Genomic DNA, 24,418 nt, shown 5'->3' with positions numbered 1-24,418 from the left:
CTTTATTCGTTTACCTTATATACAAGAACCAAACCGGATCTCTGATATACCTGTGACACGGCGATCAAGTTCATTCCTCCGGCATTTGCTGCGATCAGGTTCGCATCCCAGGTCACGCCAAAGTCTACCTGACCGGAATTTACAGCTGTCGTCTCACCGATATCTCCGCCGCCTGGTGTGATGGTCACATTTAAACCGGCATCCTTATAATAGCCTTTTGCTTCTGCCACATAATATCCCATAAACTGTGCCTGCGGAAGCCATTTTAACTGAATGGATACATCTGTTTTTTCCGGTGCTCCCAGTTCTGCACCGCTCATCGCATCCGTCCAGTAAGACGCATCACGGAAATCATCCAGGGTTAATGTCTGTAATTTTTCTGCTGCAGTGCTGTCATCTAACTGAATGTACTGTTTGGCAAGATCAAGCGTCTGCTGCAGCGCCTCATCATCCATTTTTCCAAGGTCTACGACTTTATTGCCCTTTGTATCTGTTTCCACTAATTTTTTTACTTCTTCTGCCATATAAGCCTGATGCTCACTGGATACGGAGGAACCGGCATTGAATACGATTTCAGCGGCTTCTTCCGGATTCGCGCAGGCATATTCCCAGCCTTTCATGGAAGCGCGGACGAATGCTTTTACCGTGTTTGGATTTGCCTCGGCAAATTCCCTTGTGGTAAAGATATTATCCTCAAGCATTGCTACGCCTTCCTCATTCATATCGATGTATTTTACGGAATCCCCATAGGCATAGCCGCCTTTATAACTGTTCTTTACAAGTCCCAGTTCGTTATAGGTCATTGCAGAAGCCAAAAGAATGGAGTCATCATCAAAGCCATCCATATCAAACGCCTGACTCAGGAAATCGGTATTCTGGCCATATTTGGTCAATAGAGCCTGAACCTCGTATTCATTGCCAAGCCCCCAGTTGCCTACCTTTCCTTTGCTTGCTGCATCCACTACAACCTCTTCTGGTGTGGCGCTGGCAGAATAATATTTTCCTGTACTCTCTGCTGCTGCCTGGGTGGTGCCCGTTTCCTTGGCAGTCGTACTCTCTGCTGCTGCTGCCTGAGTTGTTTCTTTCTCCGGGGCACCTGCACAGCCCGATAAGGCGGCGGTGGTAAGCGCAAGGGTCAATGCTGCTGCGGTTAATTTTCCTGTTGTTTTTTTCATAGATGATTCCTCCTCAAATAATAGTTGTTATCTTATAAAGCTCAAGGGATTTTTACTTATTTTCTTCCCTTCAGCAAGGTACCTTCTGCTGCAAGCAATATTCCATACATTATGATTCCGATTGCACAGGCGACTACAATGTAGGCCCAGGCCGTTGCATACTGGGCAAGTACGATGTTTTCCCGGATCTGCCTTCCTACTCCTATGATGAACTCAGCAAAATACTCACTGACTAAAGCACTGATGATGCTGGCAGGTACACTGACTCTTAAGGCTACAAATATGTAGGGCACACTGTTCGGTATCCTCAGCTTTAAAAAGACCGTTGTCTTGCTTGCCGCATAACTTTTCATCAAATCCAGTGAAAATGGTTTTAATTCATTCAACCCTCTGTAAGCATTGATGCTCATGGCTACCGTACAGGTTATTGTTACAACAATGGTCTTTGCCAGCATACTTCTTACATTGGCATCATCGCTAAAATCCTTTGTCAGGTTATTTAAGATAGGGGCGATTGCAATGATCGGAACTGCGCTGACCGCAGATGCAATGCTTAAGCCGCCGGCACCCCATTTGGGAAAGACGGTTGCAATGATTCCCAGAAGGTATCCGATCAGGGAACCGCAGAAAAGTCCTCCGGCTGCTACAAGCACCGTTGCCTTTACATTCTTTAAAATCGCTGGTCCGTTATCCATAATGATTCTAAGGATTCTGCCAGGAAGGGGAAGTGCGAATGTATCTGCTCCGATCATCTTATGCAACAGCTGTGTCTGCCATAGAATCAGCAAAAGGATACCAAAGAGCACCGGATAAAGTACCGTGGCGGCAGACTGTTTATCCCATTTGAAATATCTTTTTTTCTTCATGTCCTCTCCTTTTACTTTTTCTTCTTTTTCTTATAGGGCGATATGGTCTGTTCCAATAAGACCATAAGATAAAAACTTAAAATCCCGACAATTGCACTTAAAAATACAATCTGCCAGAAGATATAGATGGTAGTTGCATGTTTTAAGGATTGGGAAAGGGCGGTTCCCAGTCCGGCACCTCCCTGCAAGGTGTCGACAAGGATTGCGGCTGTGATCGCCATCGGCGCCGATATCTTTAACCCAGTGAAAAAATACGGCAGAGAAGACGGAATCAATAATTTCCGGTATACTTCAAATTTACTTGCTGCCAGGGAATACATCAGCTCATGCTTTTCCCTGGAAACAGATTTAAATCCCGCCAGAGTGTTGGTTGCAACCGGGTAAAAGGTCAGGATCGCGGCAATGATGATCCGGCTTTTATTAATATCCTTTGTTATGGCAAGAACGATTGGAGCCATACCAAGAATGGGAATCATCTGAATCATCATCAGATAGGGGAACAAAATCTTTTCCACCGGTAAAAACAAATTCATTAAAAGTGCAAGTAAAAAGCCAACTCCCGCTCCGATGATAAAGCCGATCCCGGCCCGGAGAAATGTAATTCCCGCATTGCCAAGTACCATTTCAAAGGCAGTCTGGGTCCCGTTTACCTTATTGGTTTCAAACACTGATCCCAGGATCTGATACAGATGGGGCAGCACATTTTCCGGTGACCGTTTGGTTCCTTCGATTACAGTCGCTCCTATCTCCCACAGAATAATAAGACCGACCACCCATACAAACGTTACCGTGTACCTGGAAGAAAGTATTTTTTTGATTGGAATCATACTCATACCCCCTCAAAGCTGTTTCTTACCTTGGATACCAAAGCATTAAATTCCTGGGTTTCCTTCATCTCAATGGGTCTTGGTCTTGGAAGATCAATGTCTACAATGGCTGATACTCTTCCCGGATGAGGGGAAAGCACCACCACCCGGTCAGACAGATACACCGCTTCCTGGATGTTATGGGTAACAAAAAGAATCGTCTTATTGGTCTTCTGCCAAATTCGCAAAAGGTCTTCATGAAGCTTCTCTTTTGTAAATTCATCCAGAGCGGAAAACGGTTCATCCATCAAAAGGATTTCCGGCCGGATCGCCAGGGCTCTTGCAATATTTACTCTTTGCTGCATCCCTCCGCTCAGCTCATGAGGATATTTATCTCCAAACTCCATAAGCCCTACTAATTCAAGCATTTTCGTGACTCTTGCCGTCCGGTCCTTCTTTTGCATGCCAAGAAGCTCCATAGGCATGCAGACATTCCTTCGAACGGTTCTCCATTCGTAAAGCACCGGTGACTGGAATACGATTCCGTATTTTTTCTGGAGGCGGATCTCTCTTGGTGTTAAGCCGCGAACGGAAATCGTTCCTGATGTCTTTTCCTGTAGATCGGCAATGGTCCGGAGTAAGGTGGTCTTTCCGCATCCGGAAGGTCCGAGAAGAGAAATAAATTCTCCCTGCTTAATCTCCAAATTCACATTGGACAGCGCCACAATGGGGTCTCCGCCGTTTTTATCAGGGAATTTGACACTTAAATTTTCAATTTTTATCTCTGTTTCTCTCGGAAGTGATCCATCTCTTTCTTTAAATTCTTCGTCTATGATCTCTACGTTCACCATTTAATTCCTCCTGTTCTGCAAACAAGGGCGTAAAGCTTTCGCCTTACGCCCTTGTAAGTTTCTTTCTGTTTGTAGGAAGTTTCATGATTTAAAACAATCTACTATAAATTTTCAATAAATCTTCTTTTGAAATCTCTTTTCTCGTATTGGAAGGACTTCCGCTGGCCATGGCATCTTCCGCCATCTTTTGGGAAACTCTTTCAAATTCTTCTTTCTGTATTCCATATTCTTCCAGTGTAGGTATCTCACATTGGCTGCAAAGGCTTTTTAATGCCTTTAAAAAGGCTTCACTGGCTTCTTTTTCTTCCGTTTCCTCCGTGGCTGCACCGATGGCTCTTGCCATATCGGCAAATCTGCCGTAGCAGCCATCTGCCACATAAGAAAGGCATTCCGTAATCAGCATGGCATTTGAGATGCCATGGGGAACATGAAACAAGGCTCCGATCGGTCTGCTCATTCCGTGGACGAGGGTGACCGATGCATTATTGATACAGACACCCGCTTCAAATGCCGCTATGGACATCTCCTCTCTTGCTTTTCGGTCGGTTCCATCCGCATAGGCGAGAGGCAGATATTGAAAGATCCGTTTGATTGCAGATAATGCATAAAGATCCGTCAGGACATTTGCCTTTTTGGAGATATAAGACTCTACTGCATGAGTCAATGCATCCATTCCGGTTGCTGCCGTAATGCTTTTTGGTGCTGTCACCGTAAGCTCCGGATCAATGACAGCTACCTCCGGAAGTAAGTCATCGCCTTTTAAAAGCATCTTTACCCCTTTTTTTGTATCCGTTATGACCGTAAATTTGGTTGTCTCTGAGCCGGTTCCGGCAGTGGTCGGTATGAGAACCAGAGGGGGGAAATCACCTGTCAGCTCAACCCCCATATAATCTGCAATACTTCCTTCTAACGTCGTCATTGCCCCGATGGCTTTGGCACTGTCTAAGGGACTTCCTCCCCCGATCCCGATCAAGAAATCACATCCGGATTCTTCATAGGCCTTTACTCCTGCAAGAATCATTTCATCGGTAGGCTCTCCTGCGATCTCGTTAAATACCGTATAATCTATGTTCCATCTTTCAAGATAACCGGTAAGCTTCGATACGGTTCCCATCTTTGTCACTATCTTTCCGGTGACGATAAACGCTTTTTTCCCTAAGCCTTTTATTGCATGTTCACTGCCCGCTAATGCATCAGCGCCTAAAACAGTCCGTCCCGGTAACGTAAATTGAGTTGCCATAGTTCACCTCATTTTCTGTATATTATAAAAACTCGCGGTCAACAATTGTAAGCACTTCCTCTACCTTCAAAAGTTCTTCTTCCAGCTGCTCCGTGGTAATGATCAGAGGCGGTGCGATCAATATCATATTTTCATGGGTGTAAGTCATGAACTTCCGCTGTTTTAAAAGTCCTGCGATTTTCCCCATAATTCCTTCCGGATCTTTCCCATATGGAACCAGGGCTTCCTTTGTCTCTTTGCTTTTTACAAGTTCAATGGCTGAAAATAAACCAATATAGCGTACATCGCCTACACATGGATGGTTTTCTTTCATTTCTTCCAGCTTTTCTCCCAGAACCTTGCCGACCTTATTTACATTGCTTAAAATATCCGCTTCTTCATAGTAGTTGACACAGGCAACACCTGCGGCACAGGATAATGGGTGGCCGCTGTATGTAAGTCCGCAGGATAATAAGTGATCATCAAAATATGCGGCAATCTCTTTGTTTACTACCACTCCGCCGAGAGGAACGTAACCGCAGGTAACGCCTTTGGCAAAGGTTACAATATCCGGCTTAATATCAAAATGTTCAAATGCAAACATCTTTCCGGTGCGGCACCATCCGGTCATAACTTCATCGCATATCATCAAAATTCCATATTTATCGCAGAGTGCGCGAACTCCCGGCATATATCCTTTTGGCGGAATCAGGATTCCGTTAGAGCCTGTTATGGTCTCCATGACAATGGCTGCAATGCTGTCTGATCCTTCGTACTGAATCTGTTCTTCCAGCTTTGCCAGGTAATATCTGGAGGCTGCTTCCTCTGACTCAAAATCAATGGCTTCTCTGTAGACATAAGGATCAAAAAATTTCACAAAACCAGGAACTCCCGGTTCCAAAGTATATCTTCTTGGCTCTCCTGTCAGGTTTCCGGCGCCAAAGGAGGAACCGTGGTAGCTTCTGTAACGGCTGAAGATCTTATTCTTTCCGGTAAACATTCTGGCGATTTTTACGGCATTTTCATTGGATTCCGCTCCTGCATTGGTAAAGAATACTTTTCCCATGGTATCAGGCATTAAATCAATGATTTTTTTTGCCAGAAGCGCCCTTGACTCTGCTCCATAAGAAGGTCCCACAAAACAGAACTTATCCACCTGATCCTTAATGGCCTGGCTGATGGCCGGATTGCCGAAACCAAGATTCATATTAACAAGCTGGGAGGACATATCACTGTACCGTGTGCCATCGTAATCCCAAAAGTAAATACCCTCGGCCTTTTCCACCGGAATCGGATTAATGTTTTTCTGCTTGCTCCAGGATTGTAAGTTATATTCCATTAATGTGCTTTTGATCTCTTCGCCCTTCATGTGCTTTTCCTCCTACAAAAAAAGCAGCGGACCGATGGCTATGTGAGCATCGTCGCTGCATTCGTTATTTGATAAAACGGAATACGGTACTGATCTTGCCGGTATTCCCTTCTGTCTTTGACATGGTAGTATTATAAGCATAGTCAAACCGGGATTGCAACCAGCAATTGAACAAAGATATTTGTGCACATGCACAACACCCCCTGAAAAAGTGCTTTTAAAAAAGGCATTTTCTGGCATCAAAAAGGCATATTGCCTTGAGATCATAGAATGTCCCGAATATAAAACCCCAGATATAATTTCACCTTATCCTCCAGCTCCATGGGATTGAAGCCGGTAACTGACTCAATTTTCTTTAACTGATTTGTCACCGTATTTCGGTGAATAAACATTTTTTCCGATACCAGCTGAAGACTTCCGTTGTTTTCCAAATACGTCTTAAGCAAAGAAACCAGACCGGTATTATTCTCTCTGTCATAGGTTTCCAATAATCCGATGGTATCATTGTAAAAACTTCTTAATACCGATTTTTCTTTTACCGAGTACAGGATTTTGTAAACGCTTAAATGATCATAATAAAGAACCATTTCTTTCTGCTTTTCTGCCATTTCCATGGCAGATATGGACCGTTCAAAATTCTGTTCCTGATTATAGATTCCCGGCTGGTTGGAACTGATTCCCAGATGCACCAGAGATTCACATTTCTCTTTTTTCACATATTCCAAAAAGTCTTTTACAAAACTTTCTATTTCCTCATCAGCGTAATCCACCAATACGAATACAATATTTTCTTTATAGGTAAAGGAAATAAACAGCTCGTGGATTTTTCTGGCTGTTTTTTCTGCATATATGGCGAATTTGTCCATATATTCTTCATTATCAGAGCGCTCATTTCCCTCCACCTTCAAACTGATAAAGCAAAAGGTATCACTTCTTTTATAGCCGTTGCGCTCCATCTGCAGAATCTGGGATTCCAGGTCCCCCACTTTAAAGATAATATTCTTAATGGTAGTTGCCATACTGTTTTCTACGTTGTCATTTACCATGATCCGGCGGCAGAAATCTCTGGTCATATCCACCATCCGGGTCTCCCAGGGTATGGTAAACAAAGGCATATTGACTTGATCGCAGTACTCTGCAACTTCCTTTGGAATTTCTTTTGTATGAGGTCCTAAATTAACGACAAAGGCACTGACACCGGAGAGATTCAGCTTCTTAGCGAAATCCAGAAGCCAGTGTTCGGATTTATTTAGTATTCCCGCTGTAAATACCAGTTCATAACCATGCAAAAAGGGACTGACCGCATCATCTTCAATGATGTGGACCCATTGCACAAGGTTATTCAGTCCATTTCTGCCGGCAACCAATTCCATCTTATATAAGAAATATGCATTCTTTACTAACTTTTTTACGACAATTGCCATAGAAATTATTCCTTCGGAGTTTATTTTATTTTGTGGTTACTCAAAATCCCTGGCCGGAACAAAGTCAATCGTACGCAATAGCTTATCCGTATTTTCAACGATGACCCGGATCGGCTGCCCCAGCTTATAGGTCTTTCTCGTCATCTCTCCTACCAGCTCATAGTGTTCTTCGTCAAAACGATAATAATCATCCTGCAGCTGATTGACATGAATCAGGCCTTCCACCGTATTGGGCAGTTCCACATAAAGCCCCCAGTTTGTCACGCCGGAAATCACTCCATCAAAGGCTTCTCCGATGTATTTTGACATATATTCGCATTTTTTAAGTTTAATTGTTTCCCGTTCTGCCTCATCGGCTCTTCTTTCCATGGCAGAACACTGAACGGATACCTGACCTAATATCTTATCATAGTGGCTGATTCTCTTATCGCTTAAACCAGACCTTAAATTCTCCTTAATGATCCGGTGAATCTGTAGATCCGGATATCTTCGGATGGGAGAAGTAAAATGAGTATAATACTTCGCCGCCAGACCAAAATGTCCGGTATTTGTCACAGTATATTTTGCCTGCTTCATGGAACGGAGTGCCAACCGGCTGATCAATGCTTCTTCCGGGGTATCCTCTGCATTGGCAAGCAGCTTTTGGACCTCTTTCGGATAGACATCACCGTTGCGGAACCGGATGGAATAGCCAAAATTATTGATCAGAGTTGCCAGGCTCTTCATCTTTTCCGGGTCCGGATTATCATGAGTCCGGTAAAGGAACGGAATCTCCTGCCAGAAATAGTCTTCCGCCACAGTTTCATTGGCCATCAGCATAAAATCTTCAATGATCTTTGTTGCGGCATTGCGGTCATATGGTCTGATTTCCAGCGGCTTCCCCCGTTCATCAAGAATGACCTTTGTCTCTGGAAAATCAAAATCAATAGACCCTCTTTTCTTTCTTTTTTCCCGAAGAATATCCGCCAGTTCCTTCATCTGCATAAACATGGGAACAAATGCTTCATATTCCTTCATTACCGCTTCATCCTGATCCGTTACAATTGCATTTACCGCCGTATAGGTCATTCTCCGGTCCACATTGATCACAGTTTCTGCGATTCTGTGGCTAACCACATCTCCGGTCTCATCGATATCCATAATACAACTGAGCGCCAGACGGTCTTCTCCCTGATTCAACGAACAGATTCCGTTTGACAGCTTATGAGGCAGCATGGGAATAACACGGTCTACCAGATACACACTGGTTCCACGCTTTAGGGCTTCTTCATCAAGGGCACTGTGTTCCGTCACATAATTGGTTACATCCGCAATATGGACTCCAAGTGTATATATGCTGCCTTTCTTTGTAATGGTTATGGCATCGTCAAGATCCTTGGCATCCTCCCCGTCAATGGTAACGGTCTGCAGATCACGCAGATCCAGGCGTCCCTGCATGTCCTTGCCATCCACATGGTCAGGTACGGCTGCCACCTGCTTCATTACGCTGTCCGGGAATTCTTCCGCAAGTCCGTAAGCGCGGACAATGGATAAAATATCGGTTCCCGGGTCATTGACGTGGCCCAGTATTTCTGTAATGATTCCCTCCGGCTTACGGCCCGGTCCTCCGAAATCAGTGACCCTTACTACAACCTTGTGGCCGTTTACTGCTCCCATATCTTTTCCCTGGGGTACGAACACGTCTTTTGAAATCTTCTGGTTGTCCGGAATCACAAATCCAAAATTCTTACTCTTTTGATAAAAGCCGATGATCTCTTCGTTGGCATGTACCAGTACCTTGACCACATGACCTTCCGCTTTTTTCCCATTATCCGGTTTTGATTCTGTGGATATCAGCACCGTGTCTCCGTGAAGAGCACCTCCTGTTTTTTCTTCCGGAATAAATACATCCTGATCCATTCCTTCTACCGCAACAAAACCAAAGCCCTTGGGATGCCCGGAAAATATGCCTGCCACGGATCCAAGATCCGGTTTTCCGTATTTGCCCTTTTGTGATATGCCGATCTTTCCTTCTGAAAGCAGAGTATCAAGCACTTCTTTTAAGTCTTCTCTCTGTTCCTTTGGAATGTTAAGGAGTATGGCTATCTCCTTTAATTTCATCGGCACATAGGCAGGGTCTTCAAACAGCCTTAAAAGCAGGTCTTTCCGCTGTGTTAATTGTTCTCCTGTCATTGTATCCCTCTCTTTACCTTCTATTATTTTAGTCTTTTTTCTCATTTTTCTCTTTTCTCATTACTTTATCCCATAATGTGAAAAAAACACCCTTGTTATCATGCCACAAGAGTGTTTAATCTTTACAGTATATTCAGATTCAGTACCAATGATAAAATGAAAAAAAGGACTGCTCCGTACTTTGTAAATTTTTCAAGATTTCCTTCCATGGAACGACCCTTGTTCTTCCCCCAGTAGGTATCTGCCATACCACCGATGGCACCCAGGCCCTGACTCTTTCCTTCCTGCAACAGGATAATCGCAGATAAAGCGATGCATATAATAACAAAAATGATTGATAATATAATCCTGATCATGTTTCCACCTCCTATAGTCAAACAAAAGTTATCATACCATAATTTTTCAGCAAATACAAGCCACTTTTGCATTTTTATAGGAGGCAACCCTTAGCCCATAGACTGTTTTCTTTTATAATAAAATTCTTCAATCCTAAGCAGTTCGTTATATTTTGCCGTACACTCTCCGTTGCATGGCGGGCCGCATTTTACATAATCTGCCCGGACGGCTGCCGCTAAATCTGCCGAAAAGGGCTCTTCCGTGTCAATGAAGTCACTGGCTATTATAACCTTATGGCCTGCCTGCCTTGCGTCCCTTACCATATTAAGCACTGCCGTAACCGTACCGGCCTCTTTCATCTCGATCACATCGGCATTTGCTTCATCCACATTTGGAAATGCCATCAATATCCGGTGCCCAAGCATTCCCATAAGCTGTTTCCTGCCTTCGGCATCACCTTTCCACAAGCCATTGACAATCGATGCTACCGGAAATCCATCTGCCAGCCTTAAATAATAATCCATCATATCCTTCTGGTCCCTGCGGATTAACAGTCCGTTATTTTTACTTTCCTTTTCAAAACAGTACATCCCGTCTTCCTTTTGATATAACAGATCCGCACCTGCCCAGATACCAATTCCTGCGTCAACTCCCGGAGTATACCCTGCAAGCTCTATGGCATCCTGAATGGAATGAAGGGCCTCTTCCGTATGTTTCACATCTGCCGCAAAGCCGCCGCCATAACCTGTGGATATATGAAAGCCATTATGTGACAGCAATTCTTTTAAAGCCTGAAAGATCTCCGCCCCCATCCTGAGTCTCTCCCCATAGGAACCGGCATTATGAGGAATGATCATGAGTTCCTGAAAATCAATGCCTTTTTCCCTATCTCCCTTGCATATCATGCTCATCATGGGTACAGGCATGACCGGCGCTGTAGTTCCGCCAAGGTAACGGTATAAAGGAAGACCAAATCCTGCCCCGGCCGCTCTTGCGGCAGCCATGGACAAGGCCAGAACTCCCGGACTTTTCTTCCCTTTTCCTTCTCTGCTTTCATATTCTTTTAAGAGTCTTCCGTCAATTTCCGCCTGGTCTGCAGCATTTTCAAATAAAATAGCCTCTGAAAGAAATTCCCTGATGAGAGTTTCTTCGGCTTCTGCGGTCTGTATTCCACTGACAGGAACCATTGCTCTTCCGTGTGCATCATTATCAAGGATCACTTCTGCCTCTATGGCAGGATTTCCCCGCGAATCCAATACGGTTCTTTCTGTAACTTCTATTATATCAAATTCCCCTGACATCCGTTTGCCTCCCTGCATATTCACGTTTCTAACGTAAGGATTGACCAGATTATCTGCATCCATACAAATGGGGCTATAAAGAGTATGACACCTTTTTATATAAGAATTTTCCTGTAAAAAAAAGATGCCAATCATTGGATTCCCAACCTGGCATCTTTTTCTTTATATAACTGATCTATGCACGAAGTTCGATCCCCAGCCCCTGCAATCCATTAAGAATCTTTTTCATAACGGCAGAAACTTCCTGATCTTCCAGTGTATGATCAACGGCGCGGAATGTGATCGAGTAAGCAACGGATTTAAAACCAGCTAAAATCTGGGCGCCCTCATAGATATCAAAGAGCTGATAGCTTTCCAGTATCTTTCCTCCCCGCTGTTCAATGACTTCTTCGATCTGGCCGACTAAAACTTCTTTTGGTACTACCATGCTGATATCTCTGGTAACAGCCGGATATTTTGCAATACCAACGTATTTGCGGTCAAAACTTGTAAACGGAATCATTGACGGCATATCAATAACGGCTACATAGGTCCGGTCACCGATCTTGTAATTATCGGCCACCTCCGGATGAACCTCGCCAAGATAGCCCATAGTCACTCCATCATAAATAATATCAGCACATCTTCCAGGGTGAAGGAACGGCTTATCACCTGACGGCTTGTAATGAGGCTTTTTATGCATTCCCGTCTTATCAAATAATTCTTCCACAACTCCCTTCATGTCAAAGAAATCACCGTCTCCGTAAAATCCAAGCGTCAGCTGCATTCTTTCGTCCGGCAGTTCTGTCAGCGGAAGTGCCTTTGGAAGATAGATGTTAGCCAGCTCATAAAGACGGACATTTTTATTCCGGCGGTTATAGTTGGTAGAAAGAGAGCTTAACATTCCGTGGAGAGGAGAGGTCCTCATGACACTGAAATCTTCTCCCAACGGATTTAAGACATTGACCGTCACACGGAGAGGGCTGTCTTTTGGTAACAGAAGTTTGTCAAATACCTTCGGACTTTCAAAGGAATAGGTCATTCCCTGGGAAAATCCGCAGAACTCTGCAACCTCTCTGGCAACTGCTTCTACCCGTAACTTATAGGAAAGCTTACCGGTTGTCGCCTCCCCGTTGGGAAGAGATACCGGAATCTTATCATATCCAAAGAATCTTGCCACTTCCTCTGCCAAATCAGCCATACATTCCAGATCCTGACGGAACGTAGGGATGAGAAGCTCAGAGGTGTTCTCATCGTATTTTAACTCCAGCATCTTATAGTACTCCAGCATGGTATCTGCCGGGATATCGGTTCCTAATAAACGGTTCATCTTATCCGGCTCAAAGGGAATTCTTTTTTCCTCTCTTTTTTCCGGATAAATATCAATCATTCCGCCCACTACTTCTCCGGCTCCCAGCTCCTCAATCAGCTGGCAGGCACGGTTAATGGCTTCCTCTGCATTGTTTGGATCAAGACCCTTTTCAAATTTTCCAGATGCATCCGTTCTCAATCCTACCTTCTTTGCGGAAAGGCGGATATTGGTTCCGTCAAAGCAGGCGGATTCAAATACCATGGTTTTCACTTCGTCCGTGATTTTGGTATTTTCTCCCCCCATGATGCCGGCGATGCCTACCGCCTTTTCCCCATCCTTGATCATCAGAATGGTACTGTCTAATCTGCGTTCCTGTCCGTCCAGGGTCTGGAACGTATCCCCATCCGCTGCGCATTCCACAACGAGCTCATGACCTGCTAAAAGATCATAATCATACGCATGCATGGGCTGGCCATATTCTTCCATTACATAGTTGGTAATATCCACAATATTATTGATGGGACGGATGCCGCATGCAGCCAAACGCCTCCGCAGCCAGACCGGTGAAGGCGCAAGCTTAATGTTCTTCACCATTCTCGCGCAGTAACGGGGGCAGAGTCTGCTGTCCTTAACCGTCACCTTTAAATAATCCTGAACCTTCTCGCTGTTACCGGTAGCAGTCACCACCGGCGGCTGAAAGGCTTTGCGGAATGTGGCTGCTGCTTCTCTGGCAATTCCGATTACGCTGTAGCAATCCACCCGGTTCGATGTGATCTCGTATTCAAAAACCGTATCATGAAATCCAAGAAGCTCCACCGCATCTGCACCTGGCTCTGAATCCTCCGGTAAAATGTAGATTCCGCTTTCCGGAGCATCCGGATACAGCTCATTGGTGCTTCCAAGTTCCTCGATGGAGCACATCATACCGCAGGATTCAATTCCTCTTAATTTTCCTTTTTTAATCTTAATTCCGTTTTCAGGAAGAGGACCGCCGTCATGGCCTCCTGCCACTTTTCCGCCGTCTAAAACTACAGGAACCTTATCTCCAACCTTTACGTTAGAAGCGCCTGTTACGATCTGAACGGTCTCCGTGCCCACGTTGACCTGGCAGACAATCAGCTTATCCGCATCGGGATGACGCTCAATGGATAAGATATGACCAACCACGATCTTCTCCAGATTTTTATCCAGACGTTCAAATCCCTCGACCTTTGTTCCGGTAAGTGTCATGGCATCCGTATACTCCTGAGGTGCCACATCCAGATCCGGGACATATGCTTTAATCCATGATAATGGTGTATTCATTGACTTTTCTCCCTTTCTGTTCCTAGAACTGCTTTAAAAATCTGATATCGTTCTCATATAATAATCTCATATCATCAATTTCATATTTCAGCAAAGCGATTCGCTCCAGACCAACGCCGAAAGCAAATCCGGAATATTCATCCGGGTCGATTCCGCTCATTTTAAGTACATTCGGATGAACCATGCCGCATCCTAAAATCTCGATCCAGCCAGAACCCTTACAGAAACGACAGCCCTTGCCGCCGCATTTGAAACAGGTCACATCCACCTCTGCACTAGGTTCTGTAAACGGGAAATGATGGGGACGGAACTTAACCTTTGTTTCCGGTCCAAACAGCTCTTTTGCGAACTCTGCTAACGTTCCCTTTAAATCTGCAAAGGTTATGTTTTTATCGATAACAAGCCCTTCGATCTGATGGAAGGAAGGAGAATGAGTTGCATCCACTTCATCTGACCGGAAAACACGTCCGGGAGCCAGCATACGAATCGGAAGTTTTCCTTCCTCCATGGCACGGACCTGAACCGGAGAAGTCTGGCTTCTTAATACAATGCTGTCACTGATGTAAAAGGTATCCTGTTCATCTCTTGCCGGATGGTTCTTAGGAATGTTCAGCTTCTCAAAGTTATAGGCATCGTACTCCACTTCCGGTCCTTCCATGACCTCATAGCCCATTCCTACAAAGATTCGTTCCACTTCTTCCAGTGCAATGGTATTCGGATGGGCGTGGCCCACTTTCCCGCGTTTTGCAGGAAGTGTCACATCAATGACTTCTTTCTTTAACTGTTCTTCTCTCGCTTTCTTTTGCAGCGCAGCCATTGTTTCTTCTAATTTACCTTCAATCAGGGCACGGGCATCATTCACCATCTGTCCCACCTTAGGCCTGTCTTCCGGAGCAACGTCTTTCATACTCTTTAAAACATTAGTCAGCTCACCTTTTTTTCCAAGATAAGCGACCTTAATATCATTCAGTTTTTCCAAGGCGTCTGATGCTTCTATCTGTTTTAACGCTTCCTGTTTGATCTTCTCCAATTGGTCTTTCATCATGCTCTCCTTCTTTTCATAGTTGAATTTTGCCATAACCTGAAAGGCCAGGACAAATAAAAAAAGTCCGCCCCAAAAAAGGGACGAACTATATTCGCGGTACCACCCTGCTTCCTGTGTAAGCCACAGGCACTCGGCATACGTAACGTGTATAAGACGTCATGACCTACCCGCCAGAAAACTGCAATACGAATCCACTGGTTTCAATCATGCTGCTTCGGTGAGAAATTCGAACTCTTATCTGAACTTAAAAGGGCTTACAGCCGGTGACCCTTTCTCTCTGAAAGAAAATAAGCATCTACTTACACCTTCATTGCATTTGCTTTTTAATATAACATTTTCTACCATTGTAATAACAGAAGCCAGAAATGTCAAGGACTATTTCTTAATTTATTTTAACTTAAATCCTGATACTACCGTATTCAGTTCTTCTGCAATCCGTTCCTGTTTTTCAGACATCTTTGACATATCGGATACCACCACGTAAGCATTTTCTACTGTGGTAAGTACCATACTGCTGTTGCCTGCCGTAGTCTGAACAGACTCGGAAACGTTCTGAATTGCATCCCGGACTTCCTGCATGACCTGACTGATATTATCCGCCATCTCTGCAATCTCATTGGAAATCTCTTCGATGGAAACTGCATCACGGCCATACTGCTGTCCTACATCCACGAAATTATTATAATCAGGAGTTACGGTTTCCTTTAAGAATTTCAGCATGGATTCTGACCCGTTCATCATCAGGCCGAATGCCTTCTGGACCTCCGTAATCGTATCTTCAATCTCTTTGACGATCTCTGAGGTATCTTTTGCAAGACGGCCGATTTCCCGTGCCACAACAGCAAAGCCTCTGCCCTGTTCCCCGGCTCTGACCGCTTCAATAGAAGCATTTAAGGATAATAAATTGATCTGGGAGGCAGTATTGGAGATAACTCTTGCCATATCTCCGATTTTTTCCACTACCTTCGCATTCTCCACGGCCATCATCAGTTCCTGCTCCCGCTCTTTGGAGATTTCAGATGCACTTTCATAGGCTTCACGGCTATTCTTTTCAATGACTCTGGCCCGTTCCATGATCTCACCGGCCATCCGGCTGCTCTTACTGGTCTCCTCGGCAAGAACGCTTACAGAGGAATTTACCTCAGCCATGGAAGCATTCACTTCTTCGGTCGCTGCACTGGAAGACATCATGGCTTTATCCACGTCTCCCATATACACCTTGATCTCGCTGAACTGCTGAAGCAGGTCTCCGGATACAGAATTCAGACGGATACTGGCATCGGTAATGTCGCCAGCCTGTTCCGAAATCTGTTCAATTACGGCTTTGTTGCTGTGAAACATGTTATTCAAGGAACTGCTCATCTGACCCAGTTCATCTCTGCTTCTGGATTTAAGCGGCTGGACTGTAAAATCGCCTTCTGCCAGAGACCCTGCAAACTTTTTCACTTTCTTTAAGCCAGAGGCAATGCTTCCCACTTGGAGTAAAACAGCCAATATACAGCAGACGAGGGCGATTCCGCTTACCTGCATCAGCTTTTCATTCAGTCTTAATATAGGCTCTTCCAGTTCTGACTGAGGCATCTTAATCATGATGATCCAGCCGATATCCGGTACTTTATCGTAATACAGGTTATAGGTTTCTTTCCCCTCTTTATATGTAACTTTTCCCTTTTCACTGGATATCATGGAAGCGCCTGCCGCCGCAAGAGATCCATTCTCATCCTGTGAAATATTGACACCATTCGTCACCTTTTCCTGGTCTGCTCCGCAAAGATATACACCATCTGCCGAAGTCAGCATTGCAGTTCCATTCTTTCCGACCTTAATGGACTGGATAAGCGCATTGATATCACTAAGCTGCATATCCACAGTTACAGCACCGATAAACTTTCCACTTGGGTCATAAATGGGTGCTGTACAGGAAGCCATTGTGATATTCAAAGTAGGGTCAAAATAGGGATCCGTAATAATCGCCTTCTTGGTTCCGTTTGCTGCAAGTTTATAGTATTCCTGATTAAAATAGTCATAGCCCGCATCGCTATACTCATAAGTCAGTTCTGTCTTGTCCCCGTCTTTATGCCAATAAGGTCCCATATACTTTTTCTGGCTGTCATAAACATTCGGTTCAAACCAGATACCACTTCCCAGAATCAGATTATTCCCTTTAATTATATCTGTAATTGCAGTGCCATAGGTGTCAATCTGCGTCGTCTGATAAGAAGCTCCCACCATATGGGCAATATTCATTGCCGTTGTTTCCACCACATTCAGATAATCATTAATGCTGTTGACATTGGCTTTCAGTTCTGACTCCATCGTGGAATTGCTTTGCTGAGTAATTAAGTCCCGGCTTGTGGATTCACTGATCCTTGTTAATAACGCCAATGCCAACACCACTACAGGCAAAATTCCAAGCAGCATCTTAATCCCAATACTTTTTATTCCTATTTTTTTCTCCATGCTTTTTCTCTCCTGTGTTTCGGATTTTAGACCCTACGCTACTTGTTTCGACAATCTTTATCAACAATATAATACTTTTGTAAGGTAAAATTTTCTCTTTTTATGTGTAAATTTTAGAACAAATCCGATTATTAACAGCAATTAATCTGTAATTTGATGTAAAACAAACCTATTCCATATTGACTTTTGTTAAAATAATATCAGGAAGAAAATGCATGATTTTCCCTGTCTTTTCAAATGCTTCCTGACCGGGATCATCCGGGGAGCAGCATCCATTCTGATTTACCAAACGGAATCAACTGATTTTTTTACTCAAAAAATGTATAATAATAATCGTCATACATTATACTATTCATATTTAAAATATGCAATATATTTATTTTACATATTTCAATCGTGTATTATGACATTTTAATTATCTTACAATATAAAACGGGAGGTGAAAAACATGGAGCATGACTATATAAATAAGCGGATCACGGAACTACGGATCAAAAAAGGAATTGCGGAGCATAAGATGAGTATTGAGCTTGGACACAGCAGAAGTTACGTTCAAAGCATATCCAGCGGAAGGAGCCTTCCCTCCATGACGGAGTTCCTTGCAATCTGTGATTATCTTGGTGTGACTCCCCGGGACTTTTTTGATGATGATGTTTCAAACCCGCCTTTAATCAGAGAAGCAATTGATAAGCTCAAAACACTTTCCGATGGTGATCTTTTATTGATCCTTACCATGATCAACCGTCTGCAATCGTAAAGAAGTTACAACTTCCAGTAATTAAAAAGGCCCCTGCCACCGCAGGGGAATCTCCCAAATGCTCCCAAAAGTTAATGAAAGAGATTATCCGACATATTGGTCCCAGATGGATTTAAGAGAGTAATGCTCCCCTTTATCGAACCTAAATCCGGTACGGCACCCAGAATCCGTCCATACAGTTCATCGATATCTCCTCTGGTAAGCATACCGCAAAAATATCCGTATAAATCCTGAAAGTTCTGCTTTTTCGTATTCTTTCCGTCCATAATGACCTCCTGATATTATTTACATACAATGGATTAGATTTATTGATCTGTATCATGCTCAGCTAATATCCCTTTTTTTCTTGTTGTTGCATAAAATTACACTTTTTCTGATCTGAGACAGGCAGTTTACCCACTTGGTCCGTTTATCAAACGGACAGTTAAACATAGCCATCAACAGCTTCTCTCCTACCGGATATATGGTCAGTGCGTTATAGATATTTTCATTAAGTGCGTTGCTGATAAATTCCATCCATGCACTGGGAGTCTCATTCTCTGGATCTGATCCAGTGTCCAGGCACACGCTCATTGGCTGAAACCGCTTTAAGACGCGATAAAAATCCTGAATCACTGCATCAAGCTGCTCTGCCATCACACATTTGTCTATCATGTTAAAACAAAAGTTTACTGATCCATCCTCATTTGTCTTTATAATGACAGGCCGCTGTTCGGAAAAGTATTTCTTTCTTGCTTCTTCTGGTTTCATATCCTTAAACGTAACTGGAAGCGAAACGCTGAGTTCATCATCAAATAACATCGTATCGTGAAAATGAATTAGTTCTCCATCAACATAGATTCCGGTTTCAATGCTTGTATAGCGGTTAATCCTTTCAAGATGTTTGGCAGCAACTACTTTTTCTTCATCTAACATTGTTTTTCCTCCGTGAACATTTCATCATTCTTCCTCAATCAGCACTTGCTTTTCTGCTTCTATTCTGTTTTCAGGAAAGATATTTTTATCTGGTTTCTTTGCAAGAATTCCATTCTCTCCTGAAACAACGGTAGCTTTCGTCGTGTTTAGAAGAAGAAGAATAAGCATTTCTATTATCAGCAGAACTTTTTTTAAAAGTTTTCCTATTCCGCTTTTTTGATGATCTGATTCATAAGTATACCTTGGAATGAGAACCAGATTTTCCTGTATGATCTTGCATTTCACATTTCTGGTATCCTGGGCTGCTATATTATAAAGCATATTCTGACTTTTTTTCAAATGATAAAAACGATTCCAAAAATAAAGATCCCCATAGAGGATATCCGTATCCAGTTGATATTTAGCAATCTTTTCCGTTCCATCTTCTCTGCGAATACAACAGCTGGCTCTATATTGATAATAACTTTCATTTAATCTTTTTGTCCGCACCTTCTGGTCATCCTTTCATTTCAGCCGCTCTCTTTATTGCACATAAATATATTCTACATGTATAAAATATTTTTTCAACACAAGTGCCAAAATTGTACACGGTAGGTTCCGAAATTTGCACGGCTTTTATGAAAAATCTCATTGTATCGTTCAATTGCAATCCCTGTCTCTATTATACCATCAAAAAAGGGACCTTCCGGTATATAGAAAGATCCCTTACGTCTATGGTGCTGTGCATAGTTGGTGGTTGATATTTAAAATTTGTGCCTGACGTTGTCTTTCAGACGAGTAAGGCATTTGACAATTGATTTTTTGAAGAAATATAAGATTAACGGTATTATAAAAACCAACGGCTGGGAATAATTCAATACAATTTTATATAGCAGGTTTAAATTGGAAGTATAAAAAGAGTTATCAAAATAACTTAGTATTTTATCAAAATAAACTATTCCTAAATACTGTGTACTAATAAAGGTTCCTCCCAGAGCAAGGTATTTCTGACAGGTAATCTTCTTTCCAAATAAACGAATGCCCAACACACCGTTGATTCCGAATAACAAAAAATAATAAAAGAAATCAATATAAGTATTTATCAATACTAATAGGTTCATAACATTTTCAGCTATTTTGGCCTTTTCGGAATAACGCATATGTTCATCAAAGATTATTCGTGATATTAAACTTATCCGATTACTCTGCAATCCTTCAACGACAGATTTATATATAAATAGATTTATACTTCGTATAATCGGTAACAATAACATCAATAGTAACATTGCTGTATTCCCTTTAGTCAAACCATATTCCGCTTTTTCATTCTTTCCATTTATTATATAATACAATAAAAAAATCGTATATGGAACTGCAAATGCATAACTCAACATGATATCATGAAACAAAACATTATTTAATTCTAAATTATAATATTTCATTAATAGTTCAAATTGATATACACCTGCAAATTGAAATAAGATAAAAATCCCTGAAAACAGCCATATCTTTTCAAGAACATATTCTCTTTTTATCAATTTATAAATTCCATATCCCACGCCAATCAAAAGCAGTATACAAAATAACCATTCTAATCCTGTAACCGTCTTATTTAATAAAATCGATTTTTCAGCATCATTCATTACTAAAAGCTTTCCGACTAATACGGATATAATAAAAAACGGAAGAAAAAACAGCCATTCATTGTTTTTTATACAACCTTTTTCATAATCCATGAACTACCTCTTTTTATAATTAATATAATATATTATTCATTAAATCCTGAATCATCACCATATATAGTGGATGTTATTTTTCCCATGTTTTTATACCAAATAATACCACCATATTCATAATTACCATGAACAGTCATAAAAGCCAAAAGTATTAATAAATAAATTTGTGTAAAATATTTTCAGATTAACAAAATACACATATTCAACTTTTTTACAGCAGGATTACATGCACTAATAATTTGGCTAGAATTAAGATTATATAAGTAATTGCCCCCCTACCGCTGGTTTTACGTTTCCGTCCGTAGACCTAGCATTTTGCTACACCTCTTCCTCCACCCGTAACATTACTGGTAGCACATAACAGGACAACCTCCAAAGCAAAAGCCTTGGAGGTTGTCCTGTTACTAAAAAGTAACTCACATATTAATCACAAACTTTTCTATTCTTAAACACCCCATAAACCAACATAAGAGACAAGATAACATGACTGATAGCAATCACGACACATGCTCTTATTCCGAAATACCATAATAACATCCCAATTACAGCTTCTATTAACCATACAGCCCTACTTCTTACACGATAATGATTGGTTTCAACCTCGTCTAAAGGCTTATTCTTATCCGGAGCAGGAGCAAACAAAAAAATCAATGCTCCCGAAATCACCAGACCTAATGGTGTCAATATGATGGCTAACTCCCCAGTTAGCACACTTTCCACCAAGCAAACCAACACAATCAAAAGAGCCGACACAATGGTGCAACCACCATTTGTTCTTGCATGATATCCACCGCAATAAGACCTTAAAGGTATGTAGCTGATAAGAAACACAAAAACCGGCATAGGCGCTTTCAATGCAACGGCTATCAGCACTGCAATAAACACGTTGACTGTCTGATTCAGCATCACTTCATATGCGTAAAGATATAAAGAACGCTGCTCATCAGTCAAAAAATTTTTCTTGATTTGCCAACTGACTATGCTTTTTGATATACGCTGAATCATTAAAACTTCCTAAACTTTTTAGCTTCTTCCGGTACCTTAGGCTGATGATGTGCCCAGAAACAAGCAACATTGAAAGAATAAACTGCAACTGCCAAAGCACATAGATTCATTACATTTACCACTGATAACTTACCTCTTAGAGTATCCATCAACTTTTTCATTATTAATCCACTCCTTTTTTTTCTTCATAATATACTGAAATATGCATTTTTTCAAGTGATATGCCAAAATTATACACGTTGAGTTCCAAAATTTGCATTTTAGCTTTCAGCAAATGCAGAAATAGTAAGTGTTGTTATAAATAATCCATTCTTTTCTTCAAGATTTAAGGAACCTCCATATTTTTCAGCCAGCGTTGTTACAATCCCAAGTCCCAAACCATGATGCTTAGGATCAGCTTTTGTAGATAAAAGGTTCGCTCCCTCTCTTCTCGCAGAAACAGCAAAAGTATTCTCGATATAAAATATCAGAAAATAACTTGTTCCCATAAACACTTTTACATTTACTTTTCTATTATCAGGTTCACATCTAGCTGCAGCCTCCAGAGCATTATCCAATAAATTGCCAAACATTGATATCAAATCTGCATCAGAAATAAAATCCACCTTTAAAAATTTTTCAACGAAAAGAGTAAATTCTATTCCCTGTTCTTTTGCCCTGGAAACACGTTCTGTTAGAACAGCATTTAAAACAGGACTTCCGCTATAAATTACACTACTTGTCTCTTTTTGTATCTTACCTTTTAACTCATCTATGATTTCAACGATCTTCTTATTCTCTCCGTCCATTGCCAACATGCGAAAGCTATTAAAATATGCATTTATATCATGCATAAAGCAACGATAATGATCATTGATTTTTAAGATGTTTTGAAAATGTTCATTTTCCATATCCTTTTTAACAGTTATAAGTTCTGCATACTTTACCTTATTCATTACATCTGTATACTTCTCTAGAATAATGAATATAGCTGCATTACTAAAATAAAGTAAAAATGCGCAGGCACACATTAATATTTGTATAAAAGTTTCTTCTGGAAAATCCATATATAAAAAGCTACTAGAAATCGTTAAAGATAATATAGGCACAATAAGCAAATACCACGATATAATATTGTTATTACTAACATTTAATTTCTTAATATACTTTTCAATATATAGAAGGAATAAGAATCCTGCAACATATTCGATAAATAAAAAATAAATTCCGCCTGAAGTGAACCAAGGTGGTATGTAAAATGGTAGGATTTTTGATAAAAACCGATACATTAGTTCAAATAAAACTTCTCTTCCACCAACAAAGGTAAAATATATAATCGTATATGCAATACCATTAGTTAGTGATATTTTAAATGATGAAACTATATAAGTATAACAAAATAGAGGTACTGTCAAAAAATTCAAGGTTACACTTCCAACTGCGTTTTCAAAGAAAATCAAAAGCACCGTAATAATGCTAGAAATTATTCGTTTTTTCCCACTCCATTTCTGTTTAAAAATAGCTGCAAAGAAGCGATACAACATATACACATCAGCCCCACAGAAAAACAGTCTGCTGACCGATAATAAATCATTTTCCATTATAACTCGCCTTCCTTGTATTTTGATAGCATAAACTCTTCCTTTAAGCGGTTAAATTCCTGTGCTTTGCTTCGGGCGATCTGGAAGGTATTATCTACATTCTTTAGTTTCAGTATTTTGCTTGTGCAGTAAACCAGATATTTTAAATTAACAATATAACTGTCATGAGGATAGCCAAATCCATAACCTTTCAGCTTTTCATAGATTTTATCCAGTTTTTCCGGAATACGAATATCTGGCAGTTCTCCATTTTCATTAGGTTTTACCCCATATATACGGTATGAAGTTTCTGAAATGTGAACCCTGGTATTTTTCTTATACTTTTCAATATAAACAATATCATCAGCCCGTAAGAACAGCCTTTCTCTGTTCATATTTGCGGTAAGAAACGGGGCCTGACCAAATTCAACCATTTTATTCAGAGAATCTTTTATGTAGCGGTCCATGACCTGATCTGACATATTTTTCATGATATAACGATATGGCTGTACCTCAAAACTGCGAGGGGACGGTTCCACAAATCCGGTGTAAAATACCAAAATCACATTACTATCCAGTTCACGGATACGGATCGCTGTTTCCTCACCATCAATCCCTTTCATCTGAACATCCAGAAATACAATAGAGAACCGGATACTCTTAATTGCTTCTAACAGCGACATTCCAGAATCGTATTCATGAATCCTGATTTTTTCAATTTCAGACATATTTTTGGCAATTCGCTCAGATAGCCTTTTCCGGTCTTCTGAATTATCATCACATATAGCAATCTCGAACATAACCTCTACCCCTTTGTAAAAAATTCATTTTTATTTAATTTATCGGG

At 41.5% G+C, this 24,418-nt stretch carries 22 protein-coding genes and 1 other annotated feature; of the genes, 1 reads left to right on the top strand and 21 read right to left on the bottom strand.

Annotated features, from left to right (window positions below; all coding sequences use genetic code 11):
* Positions 1 to 2: 2 nt before the first annotated feature.
* The 13 genes from ACLTWA_RS00455 to ACLTWA_RS00395 all read right to left on the bottom strand — a co-directional run bounded on the left by ACLTWA_RS00455 (position 3) and on the right by ACLTWA_RS00395 (position 17,620).
* The gene (locus ACLTWA_RS00455; protein WP_412325594.1) at positions 3 to 1,175 is read right to left on the bottom strand and encodes an ABC transporter substrate-binding protein; all 1,173 of its coding nucleotides are present in this window, start codon (positions 1,173 to 1,175) and stop codon (positions 3 to 5) included.
* A 56-nt stretch (positions 1,176 to 1,231) separates the two neighbouring features.
* Positions 1,232 to 2,041, bottom strand: a complete 810-nt coding sequence (locus ACLTWA_RS00450; RefSeq protein ID WP_412325593.1) for an ABC transporter permease — start codon at positions 2,039 to 2,041, stop codon at positions 1,232 to 1,234.
* Positions 2,042 to 2,052: 11 nt separating this feature from the next.
* Positions 2,053 to 2,868 carry an ABC transporter permease gene (locus tag ACLTWA_RS00445; protein ID WP_412325592.1) on the bottom strand — a complete coding sequence of 272 codons (816 nt, stop codon included), beginning with the start codon at positions 2,866 to 2,868 and terminating at the stop codon, positions 2,053 to 2,055.
* Between the two features lie 2 nt (positions 2,869 to 2,870).
* Positions 2,871 to 3,698 carry an ABC transporter ATP-binding protein gene (locus ACLTWA_RS00440; protein ID WP_412325591.1) on the bottom strand — a complete coding sequence of 276 codons (828 nt, stop codon included), beginning with the start codon at positions 3,696 to 3,698 and terminating at the stop codon, positions 2,871 to 2,873.
* A gap of 88 nt (positions 3,699 to 3,786) precedes the next feature.
* Positions 3,787 to 4,938: an iron-containing alcohol dehydrogenase gene (locus tag ACLTWA_RS00435; protein ID WP_412325590.1), complete on the bottom strand. Its 1,152-nt coding sequence runs from the start codon at positions 4,936 to 4,938 to the stop codon at positions 3,787 to 3,789.
* A gap of 22 nt (positions 4,939 to 4,960) precedes the next feature.
* Positions 4,961 to 6,286 carry an aminotransferase class III-fold pyridoxal phosphate-dependent enzyme gene (locus ACLTWA_RS00430; protein WP_412325589.1) on the bottom strand — a complete coding sequence of 442 codons (1,326 nt, stop codon included), beginning with the start codon at positions 6,284 to 6,286 and terminating at the stop codon, positions 4,961 to 4,963.
* 263 nt (positions 6,287 to 6,549) lie between these two features.
* Positions 6,550 to 7,710, bottom strand: a complete 1,161-nt coding sequence (locus ACLTWA_RS00425; RefSeq protein ID WP_412325588.1) for a PucR family transcriptional regulator — start codon at positions 7,708 to 7,710, stop codon at positions 6,550 to 6,552.
* Positions 7,711 to 7,746: 36 nt separating this feature from the next.
* Entirely contained in the window at positions 7,747 to 9,849 is a 2,103-nt protein-coding gene (gene rnr / locus ACLTWA_RS00420; RefSeq protein ID WP_412327143.1) for a ribonuclease R, read from the bottom strand.
* Between the two features lie 155 nt (positions 9,850 to 10,004).
* Positions 10,005 to 10,238 carry a preprotein translocase subunit SecG gene (secG, locus tag ACLTWA_RS00415; RefSeq protein ID WP_412325587.1) on the bottom strand — a complete coding sequence of 78 codons (234 nt, stop codon included), beginning with the start codon at positions 10,236 to 10,238 and terminating at the stop codon, positions 10,005 to 10,007.
* Positions 10,239 to 10,328: 90 nt separating this feature from the next.
* On the bottom strand, positions 10,329 to 11,519 hold the full coding sequence (gene eno / locus ACLTWA_RS00410; RefSeq protein ID WP_412325586.1) for a phosphopyruvate hydratase: 1,191 nt from the start codon (positions 11,517 to 11,519) through the stop codon (positions 10,329 to 10,331).
* Between the two features lie 175 nt (positions 11,520 to 11,694).
* Positions 11,695 to 14,115 carry a phenylalanine--tRNA ligase subunit beta gene (gene pheT, locus ACLTWA_RS00405; RefSeq protein WP_412325585.1) on the bottom strand — a complete coding sequence of 807 codons (2,421 nt, stop codon included), beginning with the start codon at positions 14,113 to 14,115 and terminating at the stop codon, positions 11,695 to 11,697.
* Between the two features lie 22 nt (positions 14,116 to 14,137).
* Positions 14,138 to 15,157: a phenylalanine--tRNA ligase subunit alpha gene (gene pheS, locus ACLTWA_RS00400; protein ID WP_412327142.1), complete on the bottom strand. Its 1,020-nt coding sequence runs from the start codon at positions 15,155 to 15,157 to the stop codon at positions 14,138 to 14,140.
* Between the two features lie 76 nt (positions 15,158 to 15,233).
* Positions 15,234 to 15,480: a binding site (T-box leader), on the bottom strand.
* A 67-nt stretch (positions 15,481 to 15,547) separates the two neighbouring features.
* Positions 15,548 to 17,620, bottom strand: a complete 2,073-nt coding sequence (locus ACLTWA_RS00395) for a methyl-accepting chemotaxis protein (RefSeq protein WP_412325584.1) — start codon at positions 17,618 to 17,620, stop codon at positions 15,548 to 15,550.
* A 448-nt stretch (positions 17,621 to 18,068) separates the two neighbouring features.
* Between ACLTWA_RS00395 and ACLTWA_RS00390 the strand changes: the two genes are divergently transcribed.
* Positions 18,069 to 18,377, top strand: a complete 309-nt coding sequence (locus ACLTWA_RS00390; protein ID WP_412325583.1) for a helix-turn-helix domain-containing protein — start codon at positions 18,069 to 18,071, stop codon at positions 18,375 to 18,377.
* A gap of 71 nt (positions 18,378 to 18,448) precedes the next feature.
* Here the strand turns inward: ACLTWA_RS00390 and ACLTWA_RS00385 are convergent, their stop codons facing one another.
* The 8 genes from ACLTWA_RS00385 to ACLTWA_RS00350 form a co-directional block, all read right to left on the bottom strand.
* Positions 18,449 to 18,643 carry a hypothetical protein gene (locus ACLTWA_RS00385; protein WP_412325582.1) on the bottom strand — a complete coding sequence of 65 codons (195 nt, stop codon included), beginning with the start codon at positions 18,641 to 18,643 and terminating at the stop codon, positions 18,449 to 18,451.
* Between the two features lie 58 nt (positions 18,644 to 18,701).
* Complete coding sequence (locus ACLTWA_RS00380; protein ID WP_412325581.1) at positions 18,702 to 19,292, bottom strand: hypothetical protein; 591 nt, start codon at positions 19,290 to 19,292, stop codon at positions 18,702 to 18,704.
* Between the two features lie 24 nt (positions 19,293 to 19,316).
* Positions 19,317 to 19,781, bottom strand: a complete 465-nt coding sequence (locus ACLTWA_RS00375; RefSeq protein WP_412325580.1) for a hypothetical protein — start codon at positions 19,779 to 19,781, stop codon at positions 19,317 to 19,319.
* 254 nt (positions 19,782 to 20,035) lie between these two features.
* Entirely contained in the window at positions 20,036 to 21,007 is a 972-nt protein-coding gene (locus ACLTWA_RS00370; protein ID WP_412325579.1) for a hypothetical protein, read from the bottom strand.
* Positions 21,008 to 21,430: 423 nt separating this feature from the next.
* Entirely contained in the window at positions 21,431 to 22,012 is a 582-nt protein-coding gene (locus ACLTWA_RS00365) for an accessory gene regulator ArgB-like protein (RefSeq protein ID WP_412325578.1), read from the bottom strand.
* Positions 22,012 to 22,173 carry a cyclic lactone autoinducer peptide gene (locus ACLTWA_RS00360; RefSeq protein WP_412325577.1) on the bottom strand — a complete coding sequence of 54 codons (162 nt, stop codon included), beginning with the start codon at positions 22,171 to 22,173 and terminating at the stop codon, positions 22,012 to 22,014. Before ACLTWA_RS00360 ends, ACLTWA_RS00365 begins: the two co-directional genes overlap by 1 nt.
* 99 nt (positions 22,174 to 22,272) lie before the next feature.
* Positions 22,273 to 23,592 (bottom strand): sensor histidine kinase, encoded by a 1,320-nt coding sequence (locus tag ACLTWA_RS00355; RefSeq protein ID WP_412325576.1) that lies wholly within the window; start codon positions 23,590 to 23,592, stop codon positions 22,273 to 22,275.
* A complete protein-coding gene (locus tag ACLTWA_RS00350) occupies positions 23,592 to 24,371 on the bottom strand; it encodes a LytR/AlgR family response regulator transcription factor (protein ID WP_412325575.1) in 780 nt (259 codons plus the stop codon). Before ACLTWA_RS00350 ends, ACLTWA_RS00355 begins: the two co-directional genes overlap by 1 nt.
* Positions 24,372 to 24,418 lie beyond the last annotated feature (47 nt).

It is taken from the genome of Lacrimispora sp., assembly GCF_046972725.1.
In the GTDB taxonomy this organism is placed as follows: domain Bacteria; phylum Bacillota; class Clostridia; order Lachnospirales; family Lachnospiraceae; genus Lacrimispora.
This window is presented reverse-complemented; position numbering and strand designations above follow the sequence as displayed.